The sequence below is a fragment of the Pseudomonas sp. GL-RE-29 genome (genome assembly GCF_019947275.1).
Lineage (GTDB): Bacteria > Pseudomonadota > Gammaproteobacteria > Pseudomonadales > Pseudomonadaceae > Aquipseudomonas > Aquipseudomonas fluorescens_A.
Window position 1 is genome coordinate 114,440 of sequence record NZ_JAGYGD010000012.1, and the last position, 18,880, is coordinate 133,319.

An 18,880-nucleotide genomic window follows, 5' to 3' on the forward strand; every position below is an offset into this window, starting at 1 on the left:
GCGGAACGCCGGGTTGCCGGCGGGAATAAAAAAGAACGGTGTAAAGCACTTGGGGAAGGCTTGAACCCGACCGTCCTGTAAAAAGATTGGGTGCAGCGTATCGAGGGGGCGAAGATTAAGGAAATACGGATTAACAATCCAGCTCATAGGTGGTCTCTATCCCGTCAGCGTGATTATCAGGACGCCTTTGTTACAGTTAATGTCGATGCCGCTACTGCGCTTTCACCTCTTAGGTAAAGCCGGTAAGGTCGGCGCGTTTACCCTCTGCTCGGAGCACGTTATGCCCGCCCCTGTTCTGTCCGGCCCGCAATACCTGCGCGAAGGCCTGAAACTGGTACTCAGCCCCAGCCTGCGCCTTTTTGTATTACTTCCACTTCTGATTAACCTGGTGCTGTTCGTCGGATTGATCTATCTGGCCGGTCATCAGTTCAGCCTGTGGGTCGATACGCTGATGCCGTCGCTGCCTGAATGGCTGAGTTTCCTCAGTTACATCCTGTGGCCAATCTTTGTGGTGCTGGTGGTATTGATGGTGTTCTTCACCTTCACCATGCTCGCCAACGTCATCGCCGCACCGTTCAATGGTTTCCTTGCGGAAAAAGTCGAGGTCGTGGTGCGCGGCACCGACGACTTCCCGGCCTTCAGTTGGGGCGAACTCGTTGCCATGATCCCGCGGACCCTCGCCCGGGAAATGCGCAAACTCGGCTACTTTTTGCCACGTGCGATCGGCTTGTTCATCCTCTCGTTCATCCCCGTGGTGAACATCATCGCCGCGCCGCTGTGGTTGTTGTTCGGGGTGTGGATGATGGCGATTCAGTACATCGACTACCCGGCGGACAACCACAAACTCGGCTGGAACGAGATGCTCGCCTGGCTGCGCGAGAAGCGCTGGCAGAGCATGAGTTTTGGCGGCAGTGTTTATCTGGTGTTGCTGATACCGGTGGTCAACATTTTGATGATGCCTGCAGCGGTGGCTGGGGCGACCTTGTTCTGGGTTCGCGAACGCGGGGCGGAAAATCTGGTGACCCAACGCTAAGCCGGTCACAAATCCATCATCTGAACGTCACAACGCCGACATGGCCTCAGCCGACACTGAGGTCATGACGACAGCTCTGCATATCACCCTGATCACCGAAACTTTCCCACCTGAAATCAACGGCGTGGCCAATACCCTTGGTCGTTTGTGCGACGGTTTGCGCGCGCGCGGGCATCAGGTGGAATTGGTGCGGCCGCGTCAGGACTGTGATCAGCAGAACTGCAGTGACAACGAATTGCTGTTGTGTCGCGGCTGGCCGCTGCCGGGCTACCCCGGCTTGCAATGGGGCCAGTCGTCGATGCACAAGTTGCTGCGGCGCTGGAAGCGTCATCGCCCGGACGTGTTGTACATCGCCACCGAAGGACCGTTGGGATTGTCGGCATTGCGTGCGGCCCGGCGTTTGGGGATTTCGGTGGTCAGCGGCTTTCACACCAATTTCCAGCAGTACTCCAGTCAATATGGGCTCGGCTTGCTGACGCGTTTGCTCACTCATTACCTGCGCTGGTTTCACAATCGTTCGACGCTGACGCTGGTGCCAAGCGTGAGCCAACAAATGGAACTGGAACGCCGGCATTTCGAGCGTCTGGCGTTGCTCTCCCGAGGGGTCGACAGCCAATTGTTTCACCCGACCAAACGGGTGAATGCGCTGCGTGAACAGTGGGGCCTGGGCGAGAAAGACATTGCCGTCATTCATGTAGGGCGTCTGGCACCGGAAAAAAATCTCGGCTTGCTCAAGCGTTGTTTCGAGACGCTGAAAACAACTTATCCACAGCGCAATCTGAAACTGATCGTAATCGGCGACGGCCCACAACGTGCTGTCCTGGAAAAGGATCTGCCCGAGGCGATTTTCTGTGGCTCACAACGGGGCGAAATTCTCGCCAGCCACTATGCCTCCGGGGATGTATTCCTGTTTCCGAGCCTGACTGAAACCTTCGGCAATGTCGTGTTGGAGGCATTGGCTTCAGGGTTGGGCGTGGTGGCCTACGATCAGGCGGCAGCGGCGCAGCATATTCGTCATGGCTACAACGGCGTGCTGGCGATGCCGGGGGATGAGGAAGCGTTCTGCGACGCCGCGGTGTGGTTGTTGGAGAAACGCGAAACCTTGCGCTGTGTGCGGCTCAATGCGCGTCAGCATGCCAGTCGGCAGGGTTGGGCAGCGATTATCGAACAGTTCGAGGGGCAGTTGCGGGGGGCTTGTGCCGGGGAGATGGTGGTGCCGAATGCACCGACCTTGCCTTGAGTTTTTTGTGTTTTTGAGATCGCCATCGCCAGCAAGCCGGCTCCTACAGGTGTCGCGATTTCTCAGAACCTGTAGGAGCCGGCTTGCTGGCGATTGAGTCAGTCCAGACGCCGCTTAAACCAGCGTCATCAACGCCTCACGGCTGAAGGGCAAGATGTCTTCCTCACGACCGTCACGCACTTTCTGCGCCCAGTCCGGGTCCACCAGCAGCGCACGGCCGACCGCTACCAGGTCGAACTCGTCATTGTTCAAACGCTCAAGCAGTTTTTCCAGACTGGCCGGTTGCGCGACCTTGTCGGTGTTGACCATAAACTGCAAGAACTCGCCATCCAGGCCAACGCTGCCCACGGTGATGGTCGGCTTGCCCGTCAGTTTGCGCGTCCAGCCTGCCAGGTTCAGCTCGGAGCCGCCGAACTCCGGCTCCCAGAAACGACGTGTCGAGCAGTGGAAAATATCCACGCCCGCGTCAGACAGCGGCTTGAGGAATTCGCCCAAGGCTTCCGGGGTTTGCACCAGGCGTGCGGTGTAGTCCTGCTGCTTCCACTGCGAGAAGCGGAAGATGATCGGGAAGCCTTCACCGACGGCGGCACGCACCGCCTGAATCAGCTCGATGGCGAAACGTGAACGGTTGGCCAGGCTGCCGCCGTATTCGTCGTTACGCTGGTTGCTGCCTTCCCAGAAAAACTGGTCGACCAGATAGCCATGGGCGCCGTGGATTTCCACGCCGTCCATGCCAATGCTCTGGGCATCCTTCGCGGCTTGGGCGAACGCGGCGATTACGTCCTGAATATCTTGTTGGGTCATGCCGTGAACCACGACCTGGCCGTCCTTCACTTTTTCCGACGGACCGTAGCCCGGCACGCTGGCGTCCGGCTCGGTGCCGATGCGACGCACGCTGCCGACATGCCACAACTGTGGAACGATCTTGCCACCTTCGGCGTGTACAGCGTCGACAACTTTTTTCCAGCCGGCCAGTGCAGCTTCACCGTAGAAATGCGGCACGTTCGGATAGCCGTTGGAAGCCTGGTGACCGACGGTTGTGCCTTCAGTAATGATCAGGCCTACGCCGGCCGCGGCGCGACGACGGTAGTATTCGATCACTTTGGAATTCGGTACGCCGCCCGGCGAAAAGGAGCGGGTCATCGGCGCCATGACGACGCGGGTCGGCAATTCGAGGGTGCCGAGGTGGAACGGTTTGAACAAGGCTTTTACAGGCATGGGACGCTCCACGAAGGATGACTTTATGACGGCGATAATATGGAGGTTCGTGCGCGCTGAAAAGCACTATTGATTTGAATGATTAAGGATCAAAAGGTGGGGAGCCTGTAGGAGCCGGCTTGCTGGCGATCCAGGCACCGCGGTGTTCCTGATACACCGCGTCGCCTGGATCGCTAGCTTGCCGGCTCCTACACAGGAAGCTTCAGCTCAGGGCTTTTTCAATCGCCTGAATCACAGAGGGATCATCCGGCGCCGTACGTGGCGAGAATCGCGCCAGCACACGCCCGTCTTTACCCAGCAAGAACTTTTCGAAGTTCCAGGTGATGTCACCGGGGAACTCCGCACCCTCGCCCGCCAGCAATTTATACAGCTGGTGACGCTCGTGCCCGTTGACTTCCAGCTTGCTGGACAACGGAAACGTCACGCCATAGTTGAGGCTGCAAAACTCCATGATCTCTTGCTCGGTGCCTGGCTCTTGCCCCGCAAACTGGTTGCACGGCAGGCCCAGCACGCTGAAGCCTTTACCTTTGTATTGCTGGTAGAGGTTTTCGAGGGCCGCGTACTGTGGGGTCAAGCCACATTTGGAGGCAACGTTGACCACCAGCACGACGTGCCCCTTGAACGGTGCCAGAGGTAGCGCCTGCCCATCCAGGGCTGTCAAATTAAGGTCGTGAAAAGCACTCATGACGTACTCCAGATTCCAGTGTTCTTCTCGAAACAGCCGCTTGGCGGTGTCGACCGGGACAGCCGCAACTAAAAAGGCGCCCTCGGGGCGCCTCTCCAGTTATCGAAGCTTAGCGCAGAAAATCAGTGGTGATGGCCACCTTCGCCATGGACGTGGCCATGAGCGATTTCTTCCTGACTGGCGTCACGGATGTTGATGATCTTGACCTGGAAATTCAGGCGCTGACCGGCCAACGGGTGGTTGCCGTCGACGGTAACGTCGTCGCCGTCCAGATCGCGGATGGTCACGATCTGCATCTGGCCGTCCGGAGCGGAAGCGTGGAACTGCATGCCAACTTCCAGTTCATCGACGCCTTCGAACATGCTGCGGCTCAGGGTGCTGACCAGTTCGGCAGCGTATTCGCCGTAGGCATCTTCAGGTTCAACGGCTACGGTCAGCTCGTCGCCGACTGCTTTGCCTTCCAGTGCCTTTTCCAGGCCAGGGATAATGTTACCTGCGCCTTGCAGGTAAACCAGCGGCGCGCCGCCGGCGGAGCTGTCGATGACCTCACCAGCGTCGTTGGTCAGGGTATAGTCGATGGAGACAGCCTTATTGGCGGCGATCAGCATGGGGCGAGACCTTTTGCAGAAGAATATTGAAAGGCCAAGTTTAGCGAAGCAATCGCCTGAAAGCGAACACAACCCGGACAGACGGGTTGTGACGATCACGGGCTTCCATCAGGACGAGGACGGACACTGGGTGGCCGAGCTTTCCTGCGGCCATACCCAACACCTGCGACACCAGCCGCCATGGCAGTCGCGTGCCTGGGTCATGGATGCCGCGCAACGTCTTGAAAAAATAGGCCAGCCCTTTGATTGCGGTTGGTGCGCACAAGGCTCGGTTAGCGCTAACCTTGGCGACTGAATTTCGGTAGAAGACCAGCCATAGGTCCTCACCATTGCCATGCTCCTTCAGAGAATCCGCATGCAAACTTTTTTTATCGCGCCCACCGATTTTGGCGTGGGTCTGACCTCCATCAGCCTCGGGCTGGTACGTACCCTTGAGCGAGCCGGCCTCAAAGTCGGCTTTTTCAAACCGATCGCCCAGCCGCATCCGGGTGACACGGGCCCGGAGCGCTCCACCGAACTGGTGGCCCGCACCCACGGTTTGAAACCGCCGCAGCCGTTGGGCCTGGCCCATGTCGAGCGCATGCTCGGCGATGGACAGCTCGACGAACTGCTCGAAGAGATCATCACGCTTTATCAGCAAGCCGCCATTGGCAAGGACGTGCTGATCGTCGAAGGCATGGTCCCGACCCGCAGCGCCAGTTATGCCGCACGGGTCAACCTGCACCTGGCCAAGAGTCTCGACGCCGAGGTGATCCTGGTCTCGGCACCGGAAAACGAAGTGCTGACCGAGCTCTCCGGTCGCGTGGAGTTGCAGGCGCAATTGTTTGGTGGCCCGAAGGATCCGAAAGTCCTCGGCGTGATCCTCAACAAGGTCAAGACCGACGAAAGCATGGAAGCCTTCGCCGCGCGCCTGAAGGAACATTCACCGCTGTTGCGCAGTGGCGATTTCCGCCTGCTCGGCTGCATTCCTTTCCAGCCTGAACTGAACGCGCCGCGCACCCGCGACGTCGCCGATCTGATGGGCGCTCAAGTCCTGAACGCCGGCGACTATGAAACCCGGCGCATGACCAAAATCATCATTTGCGCGCGCACCATGCGCAACACCGTGGAACTGCTCAAGCCCGGCGTGCTGGTGGTGACCCCCGGCGACCGCGACGACATCATCCTCGCCGTCAGCCTTGCGGCCATGAACGGCGTGCCCCTGGCGGGCCTGCTGCTGACCAGCGACACCCTGCCCGACCCGCGCATCATGGACCTCTGCCGTGGCGCCTTGCAGGCCGGCCTGCCGGTGTTGTCGGTGAGCACCGGTTCCTACGACACCGCCAACCAGTTGAACGGCCTGAACAAGGAAATCCCGATCGACGACCGCGAACGCGCGGAGATCATCACCGATTTCGTCGCCAGCCATCTCGATGCCAACTGGCTGCACCAACGCTGCGGCACGCCTCGGGAAATGCGCCTGTCGCCAGCGGTGTTCCGCTATCAATTGATCCAGCGCGCGCAAGTCGCCAACAAGCGCATCGTCCTGCCCGAGGGCAGCGAGCCGTTGACCGTGCAAGCGGCGGCGATCTGTCAGGCTCGCGGCATCGCCCGTTGCGTGTTGCTGGCGAAACCGGCGGACGTCGAAGCCGTGGCCCGCGCCCAAGGCATCGAGTTGCCACCGGGCCTGGAAATCCTCGACCCGGACCTGATCCGCGAACGCTATGTCGAGCCGATGGTCGCCCTGCGCAAAAGCAAAAGCCTCAACGCGCCAATGGCCGAGCAGCAACTGGAAGACACCGTGGTGATCGGCACCATGATGCTGGCGCTGGATGAAGTCGACGGCCTCGTGTCCGGGGTCATCCATTCCACCGCCAACACCATCCGCCCGGCCCTGCAACTGATCAAGACCGCGCCAGGCTGCACGCTGGTGTCGTCGGTGTTCTTCATGTTGTTTCCGGAAGAAGTGCTGGTCTACGGCGACTGCGTGATGAACCCGCACCCAAGCGCCAGCGAACTGGCCGAGATCGCCCTGCAAAGCGCCGATTCGGCGGCCGCGTTCGGCATCACCCCGCGCGTCGCGATGATCAGCTACTCCAGCGGTGAATCGGCCAGCGGCGAAGAAGTCGAGAAGGTGCGCGAGGCGACGTTGCTCGCCCATGAACAACAGAACTCGCTGCTGATCGACGGCCCGTTGCAATACGACGCCGCCGCCAACGAAACCGTGGCCCGGCAACTGGCGCCGAACAGCCAGGTTGCGGGTCGGGCCACGGTGTTTGTGTTCCCCGACCTCAACACTGGCAACACCACGCACAAAGCGGTGCAGCGTAGTGCCGACTGCGTGAGTCTCGGGCCGATGCTGCAAGGCCTGCGCAAACCGGTGAACGATTTGCCGCGCGGCGCGCAAGTCGATGACATCGTCTACACCATCGCGTTGACCGCGATCCAGGCAGCCAACCGACCTATGGATGTTTAAATGCTGGATTTTCTACCTGCCGCTGTACGCGGTGTGATTGCGTCGCTTTTGCTGGCCCTGAACACGATTTTGCTTTGCTCGTTTCTGTTCTGCGTGGCGCTGCTCAAAGTGTTGCCGTTCGCCCTCACCCAGCGCTTCACACTTTGGCTGATGAACCATATCCATGAAGCCTGGATCAGCAACAACAAAGGCTGGATGAATCTGGTCAGGCGCACCCGCTGGCACATCAGCGGCCTGCAAGGCCTCGACTACCAACACTCGTACCTGATCACCAGCAATCACCAGAGCTGGGTCGACATTCTGGTGCTGCAATACGTGCTCAACCGGCGCATACAGCCGCTGAAGTTCTTCCTCAAGCAAGAGCTGATCTGGGTCCCGGTGATTGGCCTGGCGTGGTGGACGCTGGGGTTTCCGTTCATGAAGCGCTACTCCAAGGCGTACCTGGAAAAGCACCCGGAAAAGAAAGGTAAAGACCTGGAAACCACCCGCAAGACCTGCGCGAAATTTCGCAACAACCCGGTGGGCATTTTCAATTTCGTCGAAGGCACGCGTTTCACCGAGGGCAAGCATGCCCAGCAGAAATCACCGTTCCGTTATTTGCTCAAACCCAAGGCTGGCGGTATTGCGTTTGTGCTGGACGCCATGGGGGAACAACTGGAATCCATCGTCAACGTGACCATTCACTACCCGGCCGGACGTCCCGGCTTCTGGGATTTGCTGTGTGGGAATGTGACAGATGCGGTGGTGCATTTTGAGGAGCTGAAGATTCCGCCGCAGTTCATTGGCAAGAATTACGATCAGGATGGTGAGTACCGCTTGCAGTTCCAGGGCTGGATCAATCAGTTGTGGGAAGACAAGGATGCGTTGTTGGGGCAGATGCATCGCGAGTATCCCGCAAAGTTTTGAGGTGTCTGTACCGGCCTCATCGCTGGCAAGCCAGCTCCCACAGTGGTAGGGGCGCTCACAAAACCTGTGGGAGCTGGCTTGCCCGCGATGGCGTCCCAACAGGCACAAAAAACCCGCCGATGATCACTCATCGGCGGGTTTTTCATTTGCGGCTAATGCTTAGATCGCGCCACGGCTACGCAGCAGATCCAGCACTTGCTTCACACCTTCTTCCAGCGACACGGACTGGGTGTCGATCACCAGATCGGCATCCAGCGGCACGTCGTACGGGAAGGATTCACCCGGGATGTTATCCCCGGCTGCCGCGTACAAGCCTTGCGGATCACGTTCGGCACAGACCGTTGGCGAGGCCTGGACGTAGACCGTCAACAGACGCTCCTTGCCGATCAGTTCCTTCGCCTGCTCACGACCTTCGGAACTCGGCGCAACGAACGCCGCCAGGGTCAGCAAGCCAGCCTCGTTGAACTGACGTGCCACGTGCGCGGCACGACGCCAGTTCTCGGTACGCCCGGCGCGATCCTGTGGCAGACCTTTGTTGAGGTCATGACGCAGGTTCTGGCCATCAAGCACAAACACTGCACGGCCCAGGTCGAACAACTTGCGTTCAACGGCGTAGGCCAGCGTACTTTTGCCCGCGCCCGACAAGCCGCTGAACAACACCGTGGCCGGTTGCTGGCCGAAGCGCTGAGCACGCTCTTCGGTGGCGACGTGCGCCAGTTTGCCGTGGTGGGTGCTCGTGCCGTGCGCCAATGGTTGAGCGACGATCATGCCGGCGCCGACGGTGCCGTTGGTCAAGCGGTCGATGATGATGAACGCGCCGGTGGTGCGGTTGCTTTCGTAACCGTCGAGGGCAATCGGCGCGTCGAGCGCGATCTTGACCTTGCCGATTTCGTTCAGCTGCAACGCGCTGGCCGGGCCTTCTTCAAGCGTGTTGACGTCGACCTTGTTGACGATGCTGGCGATGGAGCCCGGCACGTAACTGGTGGCGCGTTTGATGTCGTATTTCTTGCCTGGGAGCATCGGCTCTTCAGCCATCCACACCAGCATCGCTTCGAAGCTGTCGGTCACCGGCGGCACGTTGTCGGCATGCACCAACAGATCGCCACGGGAAATGTCGATTTCGTCTTCCATGGTCAGCGTTACCGCTTGGCCAGGACCGGCATGCTCCAGCTCACCTTCGAAGGTGACGATGGACTTCACGCGGCTGCTCTTGCCCGACGGCAGGACCACGACTTCGTCGCCCTTCTTGACGATGCCGCTGGCCAGGGTGCCGGCGAAACCGCGGAAATTCAGGTTCGGACGGTTGACGTACTGCACCGGGAAACGCAGGTCGGTGAAGTTGCGGTCGCCCGCCACTTCCACGGTCTCGAGGATTTCCATCAGCGACTGGCCGGTGTACCACGGCGAGCGCTCGGACTTGTTCACGACGTTGTCGCCCTTGAGGGCAGACATCGGCACGAAGTGCATGCTGGTCGGCTTGAGCTTCAAGCCTTCGGCGAACTTCAGGTAGTCGGCCTTGATCGACTCGAACACACCCTCATCGAAGTCCTTGAGGTCCATCTTGTTGATGGCAACGACGATGTGCTTGATGCCCAGCAACGAGGCAATGAAGCTGTGGCGACGGGTCTGCGTCTGCACGCCGTAACGGGCGTCGACCAGGATGATCGCCAGGTCACAGGTGGATGCACCGGTGGCCATGTTGCGGGTGTACTGCTCATGGCCGGGGGTGTCGGCGATGATGAACTTGCGCTTGGCGGTGGAGAAATAGCGGTAAGCGACATCGATGGTGATGCCTTGCTCACGCTCGGCCTGCAGGCCGTCGACCAGCAATGCCAGGTCGATGTCTTCGCCGGTGGTGCCGACTTTTTTCGAGTCGCGGGTAATGGCTTCCAGGTGATCTTCGTAGATCATCTTGGAGTCGTGCAGCAGGCGCCCGATCAGGGTGCTCTTGCCGTCATCGACGTTACCGCAGGTCAGGAAGCGCAGCAGCTCTTTACGTTCGTGCTGGCCCAGATAGGCGAGGATGTCCTCGCTGATCAAATCAGATTGATGCGACATGACAGCCCCTTAGAAATAACCTTGACGTTTTTTGTCTTCCATCGAGCCGGCGCCATCGTGGTCGATGACGCGGCCCTGGCGCTCGGAAGTTCGCGTCAGGAGCATTTCCTGAATGATGTCTGTGAGGCTTTCGGCCTCGGACTCCACCGCGCCCGTCAACGGGTAGCAGCCAAGGGTGCGGAAACGCACTTTCTTTTTGACGATGCGGGCTTTGTCTTCATCGCTCAGGTGTTCGAGGATGCGCTCGTCGTCGATCATGATCAGCGTGCCGTTCTTCTCGATGACTTCACGCTCGGCGGCGAAGTACAGCGGGACGATCGGGATGCCTTCAAGGTAGATGTACTGCCAGATGTCCAGCTCGGTCCAGTTGGACAACGGGAACACACGAATGGATTCGCCCTTGTTGACCTTGCCGTTGTAGACGTTCCACAACTCTGGGCGCTGGTTTTTCGGATCCCAGCGGTGCTTGCTGTCGCGGAACGAGTAGACGCGCTCTTTGGCGCGGGATTTCTCTTCATCGCGACGGGCACCGCCGAAAGCAGCATCGAAACCATATTTGTCGAGTGCCTGTTTCAGGCCTTCGGTCTTCATGATGTCGGTGTGCTTGGCACTGCCGTGGGTGAACGGGTTGATGCCCTGCGCCACGCCATCGGGATTGACGTGGGTGATCAGGTCCAGGCCCAGCTCGGCGACCATCTTGTCGCGGAACTTGTACATCTCCTGGAATTTCCACCGGGTGTCGACGTGCATCACCGGAAACGGCAGCTTGCCAGGGAAGAATGCCTTGCGTGCCAGGTGCAGCATCACGGCGGAGTCTTTACCGATCGAGTACAGCATCACCGGGTTGTCGAACTCGGCGGCCACCTCGCGGATGATGTGGATGCTTTCCGCCTCCAGCTGTTTCAGATGCGTCAGTTTGTCGACCATGGCTACTCACGAAATCTTTCTTATGAACGGCCAGCGGGCCGTGTTCGAGCGGGGAATCCTAGCACAGCGACCTCTTCTAATCAGGACGCCAGCTAGATCGAAAGGGTATATGAATATGCCCCCGCGTTTGGGCGAAACGCGTTCCCCCTGTAGGAGCGAGCCTGCTCGCGATGAACCTGAGAACGCCGCGGGGTGTCAGGCTCCCAGCGTTATCGTTGACGACCATCGCGAGCAGGCTCGCTCCTACAAGGGTGGCGTTTCGTCAGATCGGGTTTGGGCAATCGATGAAAATGTGCTCGAGGGCAAAGCGCCGGGCCAGATAGTCGCCCAGCGCCTGAACGCCATAGCGCTCGGTGGCGTGGTGACCGGCGGCGATGAAGCTGATGTCATTTTCACGGGCGCTGTGGAAGGTTTGCTCGGATGCTTCGCCGCTGAGGTACAGATCGACACCCGCCAACACGGCTTGATCGATATAGCCTTGACCGCCACCAGTGCACCAGCCGACCCGGCGAATCATCGCACTGCCTTCAATGAGCAACGGCTCGCGGCCCATGACTTCCTGCACACGGCGGGCGAAATCACGCGGGGTGACCGGCTCATTCAACGAGCCGACCAGACCGACAATCTTCAGGTTGTCCGGGTCCAATGGCCCCTCGACGGTGATGTCGAGCTGACGCGCCAGTTGCACGTTGTTGCCGACGTCCGGGTGCAGATCCAGTGGCAGGTGATAGGACAGCAGGCTGATATCGTGCTTGAGCAAAGTCTTCAACCGGCGCTGTTTCATGCCGGTGATGCAAGGGTTTTCGCCCTTCCAGAAGTAACCGTGGTGCACAAGGACAAGATCAGCGTTAGCTTCAACCGCAGCATCAAGCAAAGCCTGGCTGGCAGTGACGCCACTGACAATGCGCATCACCTGCGGCCGGCCTTCGACCTGCAAGCCGTTGGGGCAGTAATCGGCGATTTTCGAACTGTTGAGGTAACGGTCGGCTTCTTCGACGAGTGTGCTCAGGGCGACGGCCATAAAAGACTCCTAAATATCCCGTTCAGAGGCGCGCGCGGCCTCGTATAATGCGCGACATTATGGGCGGTCTCATACCGCCTGCAACCCTCTCAGGACGTGCTTAATGCTCAAGGCGCTGCGTTTTTCCGGCTGGCCGCTGTTGGCCGGCGTGCTTGTCGCTCTGTTGATAATCCAGCGTTACCCGCAGTGGGTCGGGCTTCCAAGCCTCGACGTCAATCTGCAGCAGGCCCCGCAAACCACCACCATGCAGCAGGGTCCGGTGTCTTATTCCGACGCAGTGACCACCGCCGCGCCGTCCGTGGTGAACCTGTACACCACCAAAGTCATCAACAAACCCAGCCATCCGCTGTTTGAAGACCCGCAATTCCGCCGCTTCTTCGGCGACAACTCGCCCAAGCAGAAGCGCATGGAGTCGAGCCTCGGTTCCGGCGTGATCATGAGCCCGGAAGGCTACATCCTGACCAACAACCACGTGACCAGCGGTGCCGACCAGATCGTGGTGGCGCTCAAGGACGGTCGTGAAACCCTGGCCCGGGTGATCGGCAGCGACCCGGAAACCGACCTCGCGGTACTGAAGATCGATCTGAAAAACCTGCCATCGATTACAGTCGGCCGTTCCGACAACATCCGCATCGGCGACGTCGCGCTGGCCATCGGCAACCCGTTCGGCGTCGGCCAGACCGTGACCATGGGCATCATCAGCGCCACCGGGCGCAATCAGCTGGGCCTGAACAACTACGAAGACTTCATCCAGACCGACGCCGCGATCAACCCCGGCAACTCCGGCGGTGCGCTGGTGGACGCCAATGGCAACCTGACCGGCATCAACACGGCGATCTTCTCCAAATCCGGCGGCTCCCAGGGCATCGGTTTCGCAATTCCGGTGAAACTGGCGATGGAAGTGATGAAGTCGATCATCGAACACGGCCAGGTGATTCGCGGCTGGCTGGGCATCGAAGTGCAGCCGTTGACTCAGGAACTGGCGGAATCCTTTGGTCTGTCCGGACGTCCGGGGATCGTCGTCGCAGGGATTTTCCGCGATGGCCCGGCGCAAAAGGCTGGCTTGCAACTGGGCGACGTGATTCTGTCCATCGATGGCGAGCCGGCCGGCGATGGCCGCCGCTCGATGAACCAGGTTGCGCGGATCAAGCCGACCGACAAGATCTCGATCCAGGTGATGCGCAACGGCAAGGAGCTCAAACTCAGCGCGGAAATCGGCTTGCGTCCGCCACCAGCGCCGGTGAAGGAAAAAGAAGAAAACTAGCTGTAGGAGCTGCCGTAGGCTGCGATCTTTTCGCGGCATAGGCAGCCCCACAAAGCCAAAGCCTTTAACAGCAGACATTCTCATTGGGCATGTTATATTGTTTCAATTCTAGCAATTGGAACAACATAACATGTCGTCTCGAACAAAGGCCTCCGTGGCAAGTCTTGCCCTCGGTCTGCTGGGGATTCCAGTCTTCGCCGATGAGCCTCGAACCCTCGAACTGGACGCGATCAGCGTCACCTCCGACTACGAATCCCCTGCCGGCCCGGTCGATGGCTACCGCGCCACCCGCTCTTCCAGCGCGACCAAAACCGACACCGCCATTCGCGATATCCCACAATCGATCAGCGTTGTTCCCGTCAGTGTGCTCAATGACCTGGGCAGCACCAGCGTCGAGCGCGCGCTGGACTTTGCTGGCGGTGTGTCGAAGCAGAACAACTTCGGCGGCCTGACACTTTACGAATACAGCGTGCGCGGCTTCACCACGTCGGAGTTCTATAAGGACGGTTTCAGCGCCAATCGCGGTTATCCCAGCACGCCGGACGTGTCCAACATCGAGCGCATCGAAGTGCTCAAAGGCCCTGCTGCCAGCCTGTATGGCCGAGGTGATCCGGGCGGTACGGTGAACATCGTCACCAAGAAACCCCAGCCCGAGGCCTTCGCGACCCTGAACACCAGCGCGGGCAGTTGGGATCGTTATCGCACGGCGCTGGACGTCAACACGCCACTGGATGACCAAGGCAACGTGCTGTCGCGGGTCAACCTGGCTGTCGAGGACAACCACAGCTTCCGCGATCACGTCGACAGCCAGCGTGTGTTTGTCGCGCCCTCCTTCAGTTGGCAACTGAACCCGGACACCAGCCTGTTGGTGGAGAGCGAATTCGTTCGCCACAGCTCGACCTTCGATCGCGGCATCGTCGCACCCAACAACACCTGGAGCGGTGTCTCCCGTTCGACTTTCCTCGGCGAACCCGACGATGGCGACATCGACAACCATAACAACATGCTGCAGGCCGCCCTCGAGCATCAGCTCAGCGACAGCTGGAAGTTGCGCCTGGCCAGCCATTACAAGGAAGGCAAACTCTGGGGCTTCGCTTCCGAGGCGCGCCCGCTGAATGCCGACGGTCATACTGTCAACCGCCGCTATCGCGAGCGTGACAACGATTGGCACGACAGCATTACCCAACTCGAACTGCGCGGCTTTTTCGACACCGGCAGTTTGCAGCATGAACTGTTGATCGGCAGCGAATACGAGAACTACCGCAAAAACGAACGGGTGACGACCATTGCCGGCAGCCCCTACGCCATCGACATCTACCAACCGGTCTACGGCCAGCCAAAACCCGACGGCGCACGCTCTGGCACGGACTTCTTCGAACACGTCGAAAGCCATGCACTGAACCTGCAGGACCAGATCATCTTCACCGACAAGCTGCGGGGCATGCTCGGTGTGCGCTTCGAACATTTCGAGCAGAGCATCGACGATCACACCCGTGGCGCCACCAGCACTCAGAGTCACGATGCGCTGACCCAACGGGCCGGTTTGCTTTATCAGCTGATACCTGAAGTCGGTCTGTTCGCCAACGCCTCGACCTCGTTCAAACCGACCAACGGCCTGGACGCAGCGGGCAAATCCTTCGATCCGGAAGAAGGTGTTGGCTACGAAATCGGGATCAAGAGCGAGCTGTTCGACGACCGCGTGAGCAGCACCCTCGCCGCTTTCCACATCGAAAAGGAAAACGTCCTTGCTCTCGACCCGGGCACCGATACCAGCCGCGCCATGGGCAAGGCACGCAGTCAGGGTTTCGACTTGCAAGTCACCGGGCAAGTGACCGACGCCGTGCGGGTGATCGGTGCTTTCGCCTACATCGACGCTGAAGTCACCGAGGGCGACAAGGTCATTCCCACCGGCAGCCGCATTCTCGGCGTGGCCAAACGCAGTGGCAGCCTGTTGGGCGTTTATGAGTTCCAGGACGGTCGACTGCGCGGTTCGGACCTTGGCGCCGCGTTCACTTATGTCGGCGATCGCTCGGGCGAAGCGGGCAGCGACTTTGAATTACCGGCGTATCACACCGTCGATCTGCTGGCCCATTACAAGGCCAGCGACAACATCACGGTGGGCCTCAACCTGAACAACATTTTCGACGAGAAATACTTCGAGCGCTCCTACAGCAACTACTGGGTCAACCCCGGCGAGCCGCGCAATTTCACTGTCAGCCTGACACTCACTCTGTAAAAGGACGTCCTCATGCACCCACTCAAACCCCTGGCACTGCTCGGCTTGCTGTTTGCCACCGAGGTCTCGGCCCATGGCCTGTGGACCGAACAACGTCGCGGCAACATCGAGGTCATTTACGGGCACGGCGCCGAGGACAATGCCTTCAAGGCGCAGAAAATCAGCGGCGCCTGGGCTTTTGACATCAGCGGAAAAATGATCCCGGTGACCGTGCAGCGCCTGGCGGATCACGCGCGCCTGCAACCGCTGAAACCGCCAGCGGTGATGGCGGTGGCTTTGGACAACGGCATGTGGTCGCAGACTGCCGACAAAAAGTGGATCAACGAAGGACGCAGCAAAGTACCGGGCGCCATTGAGGCGACTCAAACGTTCAAGTACAGCCTGGCGATTTATCAGCCGGGGGCAAAGTTGCCCAAGCTGGATCAAATAAAATTGCTGATTCTGCCTGAGGTCGATCCGCTGACCGTAGGTCCTGGCAAGTCGCTGTCGGTCCGCGTGCTACTGGATGGCAAACCGGCGGCGGGTGTGAAGTTGGTGGGCGATTATCGCAGCGCGCCGAATACACTGAGCACTGAAACGGATGCAAACGGACGGGCGCAGGTGCTGGTGCGTAATGAAGGGTTGAATGTGATTTCGGCGCAGGTGGAAGTGCCGGTGAAGGACAGCGTTGACGTGAATAGTCGCGGACTGTTCAGTTCGCTGACATTCCTGGGCGAGCCGCATCACGAATAAGCCACACCACAAAACACTGTAGGAGCCAGCCTGCTCGCGATAGCGGTGTGACATCCAGCAAAGATGTTGAATGTCAGATCGCAATCGCCAGCAAGCCGGCCCCTACAGGTGGTTTAGAGATCGCCGAGGCCGTCGATCAACGCCCGATTTTGTTCTGGCGTACCGATGCTGATCCGCAGGAACTGCGCAATCCGCTCCTGCTTGAAGTGCCGAACGATCACGCCTTGCTCACGCAATTTCGCCGCCAGCCCTGCCGCGTCGTGCTGCGGGTGACGGGCGAAAATGAAGTTCGCCGCCGACGGCAACACCTCAAAGCCCTTCTCCTCCAACTGTGCAACGACCTTCTCACGACTCTCGATCACCAAACGGCACGTCTTGTCGAAGTACTCGCGGTCCTCGAATGCGGCCGCGGCGCCGACATTCGCCATGCGATCCAGCGGATAGGAGTTGAAGCTGTTCTTGATCCGCTCCAGCGCCTCGATCAGGTCCGGATGGCCGACCGCCAGACCCACCCGCAGACCGGCCAGCGAACGGGATTTGGACAGGGTCTGGGTCACCAGCAGGTTCGGATAACGGTCCACCAAGGTGATCGCCGTTTCGCCGCCGAAGTCGATGTAAGCCTCATCCACCACGACCACCGAGTCCGGGCTCGCCTTGAGAATCTGCTCGACCGCTTCCAGTGCCAGCAGGCAACCGGTAGGCGCGTTCGGGTTGGGGAAGATGATCCCGCCGTTTGGTTTGGCGTAGTCCGCCGGGTTGATGCGGAACTGCTCGTCCAGCGGCACCGCATCGAACTTGATACCGTACAGACCGCAGTAAACCGGATAGAAGCTGTAGCTGATGTCCGGGAACAGCAGCGGCTGATCGTGCTGCAGCAAACCGTGGAAAATGTGCGCCAGGACTTCATCGGAACCGTTGCCGAGGAACACCTGATTGCACTGCACGCCGTAATACTGGGCGACGGCGTTCTTCAGCAGATCGCTGTTCGGGTCCGGGTACAGGCGCAGGTTGTCGTTCAACTCGGTCTGCATCGCGGCCAAGGCTTTCGGCGATGGACCGTACGGGTTTTCGTTGGTGTTGAGCTTCACCAGTTTTGCCAGTTTCGGCTGCTCGCCCGGCACGTAAGGCACCAGATTCTTGACGAACGGGCTCCAGAATTTACTCATCTCAGTTCGCCTTTTGTTCGTCAACGATACGGTATTCAGCGCTACGGGCGTGGGCAGTCAGCGACTCGCCGCGGGCCAGTACGGAAGCGGTCTTGCCCAGTTCGGAAGCACCCTGCTCGGAGCAGAAGATGATCGACGAACGCTTCTGGAAGTCGTAAACACCCAGCGGCGAGGAGAAACGCGCAGTACCGGAGGTCGGCAACACGTGGTTCGGACCGGCGCAATAATCGCCCAGCGCTTCGGAAGTGTGGCGACCCATGAAGATCGCACCGGCGTGGCGGATCTGCGGCAGCCAGGCTTGCGGATCGGCGACTGACAACTCCAGGTGTTCCGGTGCAATGCGGTTGGCCACTTCCATGGCCTGCTCCATGTCGCGGACCTTGATCAGAGCGCCACGGCCATTGATCGAGGTTTCGATAATCGCGGCGCGCTCCATGGTCGGCATCAGTTTGGCGATACTCGCGGCAACCTGGTCGAGGAACTCGGCATCCGGGCTGACCAGAATTGCCTGGGCGTCTTCGTCGTGCTCAGCCTGGGAGAACAGATCCATGGCGATCCAGTCCGGATCGGTCTTGCCGTCACACACCACGAGGATTTCGGATGGACCTGCGATCATGTCGATACCGACCTGGCCAAATACGTGGCGCTTGGCAGTGGCGACATAGATGTTGCCGGGGCCGACCACTTTATCAACCTTCGGTACGCTTTCGGTGCCATAGGCCAACGCGGCGACGGCTTGAGCACCGCCGATGGTGAACACCCGGTCGACGCCGGCGATGCAGGCGGCGGCCAGCACCAGTTCGTTGATTTCACCGCGCGGGGTAGGCACAACCATGACCACTTCGGTCACACCGGCGACTTTGGCCGGAATCGCATTCATGAGGACAGACGACGGATACGATGCCTTGCCGCCCGGTACATAAAGGCCGGCGCGGTCGAGCGGCGTGACCTTCTGGCCCAGCACGGTACCGTCAGCTTCGGTGTAGCTCCAGGAATCCTGCTTCTGCTTTTCGTGGTAGCTGCGCACACGGGCGGCAGCGACTTCCAGCGCTTCGCGCTGAGCCACGGTAATGCGCGTCAGTGCCAATTCCAGGCGCTCGCGCGGCAGGATCAGGTCGGCCATGGACTTCACGTCCAGGCCATCGAACTGACGGGTGAAGTCCACCAGTGCCGCGTCGCCACGCTCACGCACAGCCTTGATGATGTCCAGCACGCGCTGATTGACCGAGTCGTCAGACACACTTTCCCAGCTCAGCAGATGATCCAGATGATGCGCGAAATCCGGGTCAGCAGCGTTGAGTCGGCGAATTGCAGTCGGTGCGGTCATAGCG

General features: G+C 59.7%; 16 protein-coding genes. 8 read left to right on the forward strand and 8 right to left on the reverse strand.

The window, feature by feature from the left end; all coding sequences use genetic code 11:
* The first annotated feature begins 280 nt into the window (after positions 1-280).
* Together cysZ and KGB21_RS12495 are read left to right on the forward strand one after the other, a co-directional pair.
* Entirely contained in the window at positions 281-1,033 is a 753-nt protein-coding gene (gene cysZ / locus KGB21_RS12490; protein ID WP_223505267.1) for a sulfate transporter CysZ, read from the forward strand.
* Positions 1,034-1,073: 40 nt separating this feature from the next.
* Positions 1,074-2,273 (forward strand): glycosyltransferase family 4 protein, encoded by a 1,200-nt coding sequence (locus tag KGB21_RS12495; protein WP_223505268.1) that lies wholly within the window; start codon positions 1,074-1,076, stop codon positions 2,271-2,273.
* Between the two features lie 114 nt (positions 2,274-2,387).
* On the opposite strand, the gene KGB21_RS12500 is transcribed toward KGB21_RS12495, so the two are convergent.
* From KGB21_RS12500 to KGB21_RS12510, 3 genes are all read right to left on the reverse strand, one after another.
* Positions 2,388-3,491 (reverse strand): NADH:flavin oxidoreductase, encoded by a 1,104-nt coding sequence (locus tag KGB21_RS12500; protein ID WP_223505269.1) that lies wholly within the window; start codon positions 3,489-3,491, stop codon positions 2,388-2,390.
* A 202-nt stretch (positions 3,492-3,693) separates the two neighbouring features.
* Entirely contained in the window at positions 3,694-4,176 is a 483-nt protein-coding gene (locus KGB21_RS12505; RefSeq protein ID WP_034147076.1) for a glutathione peroxidase, read from the reverse strand.
* 122 nt (positions 4,177-4,298) lie between these two features.
* Complete coding sequence (locus tag KGB21_RS12510; protein ID WP_008054392.1) at positions 4,299-4,784, reverse strand: peptidylprolyl isomerase; 486 nt, start codon at positions 4,782-4,784, stop codon at positions 4,299-4,301.
* On the opposite strand from KGB21_RS12510, the gene KGB21_RS12515 reads away from it, so the two are divergent.
* The 3 genes from KGB21_RS12515 to KGB21_RS12525 are packed head-to-tail and all read left to right on the forward strand — an operon-like array spanning position 4,753 to position 8,145.
* Entirely contained in the window at positions 4,753-5,079 is a 327-nt protein-coding gene (locus tag KGB21_RS12515) for a DUF3565 domain-containing protein (RefSeq protein ID WP_034147114.1), read from the forward strand. The genes KGB21_RS12510 and KGB21_RS12515 overlap by 32 nt on opposite strands.
* Positions 5,080-5,139: 60 nt before the next feature.
* Complete coding sequence (pta, locus tag KGB21_RS12520) at positions 5,140-7,239, forward strand: phosphate acetyltransferase (RefSeq protein WP_034147077.1); 2,100 nt, start codon at positions 5,140-5,142, stop codon at positions 7,237-7,239.
* The gene (locus KGB21_RS12525; protein WP_034147078.1) at positions 7,240-8,145 is read left to right on the forward strand and encodes an acyltransferase; all 906 of its coding nucleotides are present in this window, start codon (positions 7,240-7,242) and stop codon (positions 8,143-8,145) included. It begins immediately after the preceding gene.
* A gap of 159 nt (positions 8,146-8,304) precedes the next feature.
* Here KGB21_RS12525 and cysN read toward each other — a convergent pair whose 3' ends face one another.
* The 3 genes from cysN to KGB21_RS12540 form a co-directional block, all read right to left on the reverse strand.
* A complete protein-coding gene (gene cysN, locus KGB21_RS12530; protein WP_223505270.1) occupies positions 8,305-10,203 on the reverse strand; it encodes a sulfate adenylyltransferase subunit CysN in 1,899 nt (632 codons plus the stop codon).
* Positions 10,204-10,212: 9 nt separating this feature from the next.
* A complete protein-coding gene (gene cysD, locus KGB21_RS12535) occupies positions 10,213-11,130 on the reverse strand; it encodes a sulfate adenylyltransferase subunit CysD (protein WP_034147080.1) in 918 nt (305 codons plus the stop codon).
* A gap of 262 nt (positions 11,131-11,392) precedes the next feature.
* The gene (locus tag KGB21_RS12540; RefSeq protein ID WP_034147081.1) at positions 11,393-12,151 is read right to left on the reverse strand and encodes a Nif3-like dinuclear metal center hexameric protein; all 759 of its coding nucleotides are present in this window, start codon (positions 12,149-12,151) and stop codon (positions 11,393-11,395) included.
* A 103-nt stretch (positions 12,152-12,254) separates the two neighbouring features.
* Between KGB21_RS12540 and algW the strand changes: the two genes are divergently transcribed.
* From algW to KGB21_RS12555, 3 genes are all read left to right on the forward strand, one after another.
* Positions 12,255-13,415 (forward strand): Do family serine endopeptidase AlgW, encoded by a 1,161-nt coding sequence (gene algW / locus KGB21_RS12545; RefSeq protein ID WP_034147082.1) that lies wholly within the window; start codon positions 12,255-12,257, stop codon positions 13,413-13,415.
* Positions 13,416-13,545: 130 nt separating this feature from the next.
* Positions 13,546-15,651: a TonB-dependent siderophore receptor gene (locus KGB21_RS12550; protein ID WP_223505271.1), complete on the forward strand. Its 2,106-nt coding sequence runs from the start codon at positions 13,546-13,548 to the stop codon at positions 15,649-15,651.
* A gap of 12 nt (positions 15,652-15,663) precedes the next feature.
* Complete coding sequence (locus tag KGB21_RS12555) at positions 15,664-16,383, forward strand: DUF4198 domain-containing protein (protein ID WP_223505272.1); 720 nt, start codon at positions 15,664-15,666, stop codon at positions 16,381-16,383.
* A gap of 113 nt (positions 16,384-16,496) precedes the next feature.
* Here KGB21_RS12555 and hisC read toward each other — a convergent pair whose 3' ends face one another.
* Positions 16,497-17,549, reverse strand: a complete 1,053-nt coding sequence (gene hisC / locus KGB21_RS12560) for a histidinol-phosphate transaminase (protein ID WP_223505273.1) — start codon at positions 17,547-17,549, stop codon at positions 16,497-16,499.
* A 1-nt stretch (position 17,550) separates the two neighbouring features.
* Entirely contained in the window at positions 17,551-18,876 is a 1,326-nt protein-coding gene (gene hisD, locus KGB21_RS12565) for a histidinol dehydrogenase (RefSeq protein ID WP_223505274.1), read from the reverse strand.
* Between the last annotated feature and the right edge of the window lie 4 nt (positions 18,877-18,880).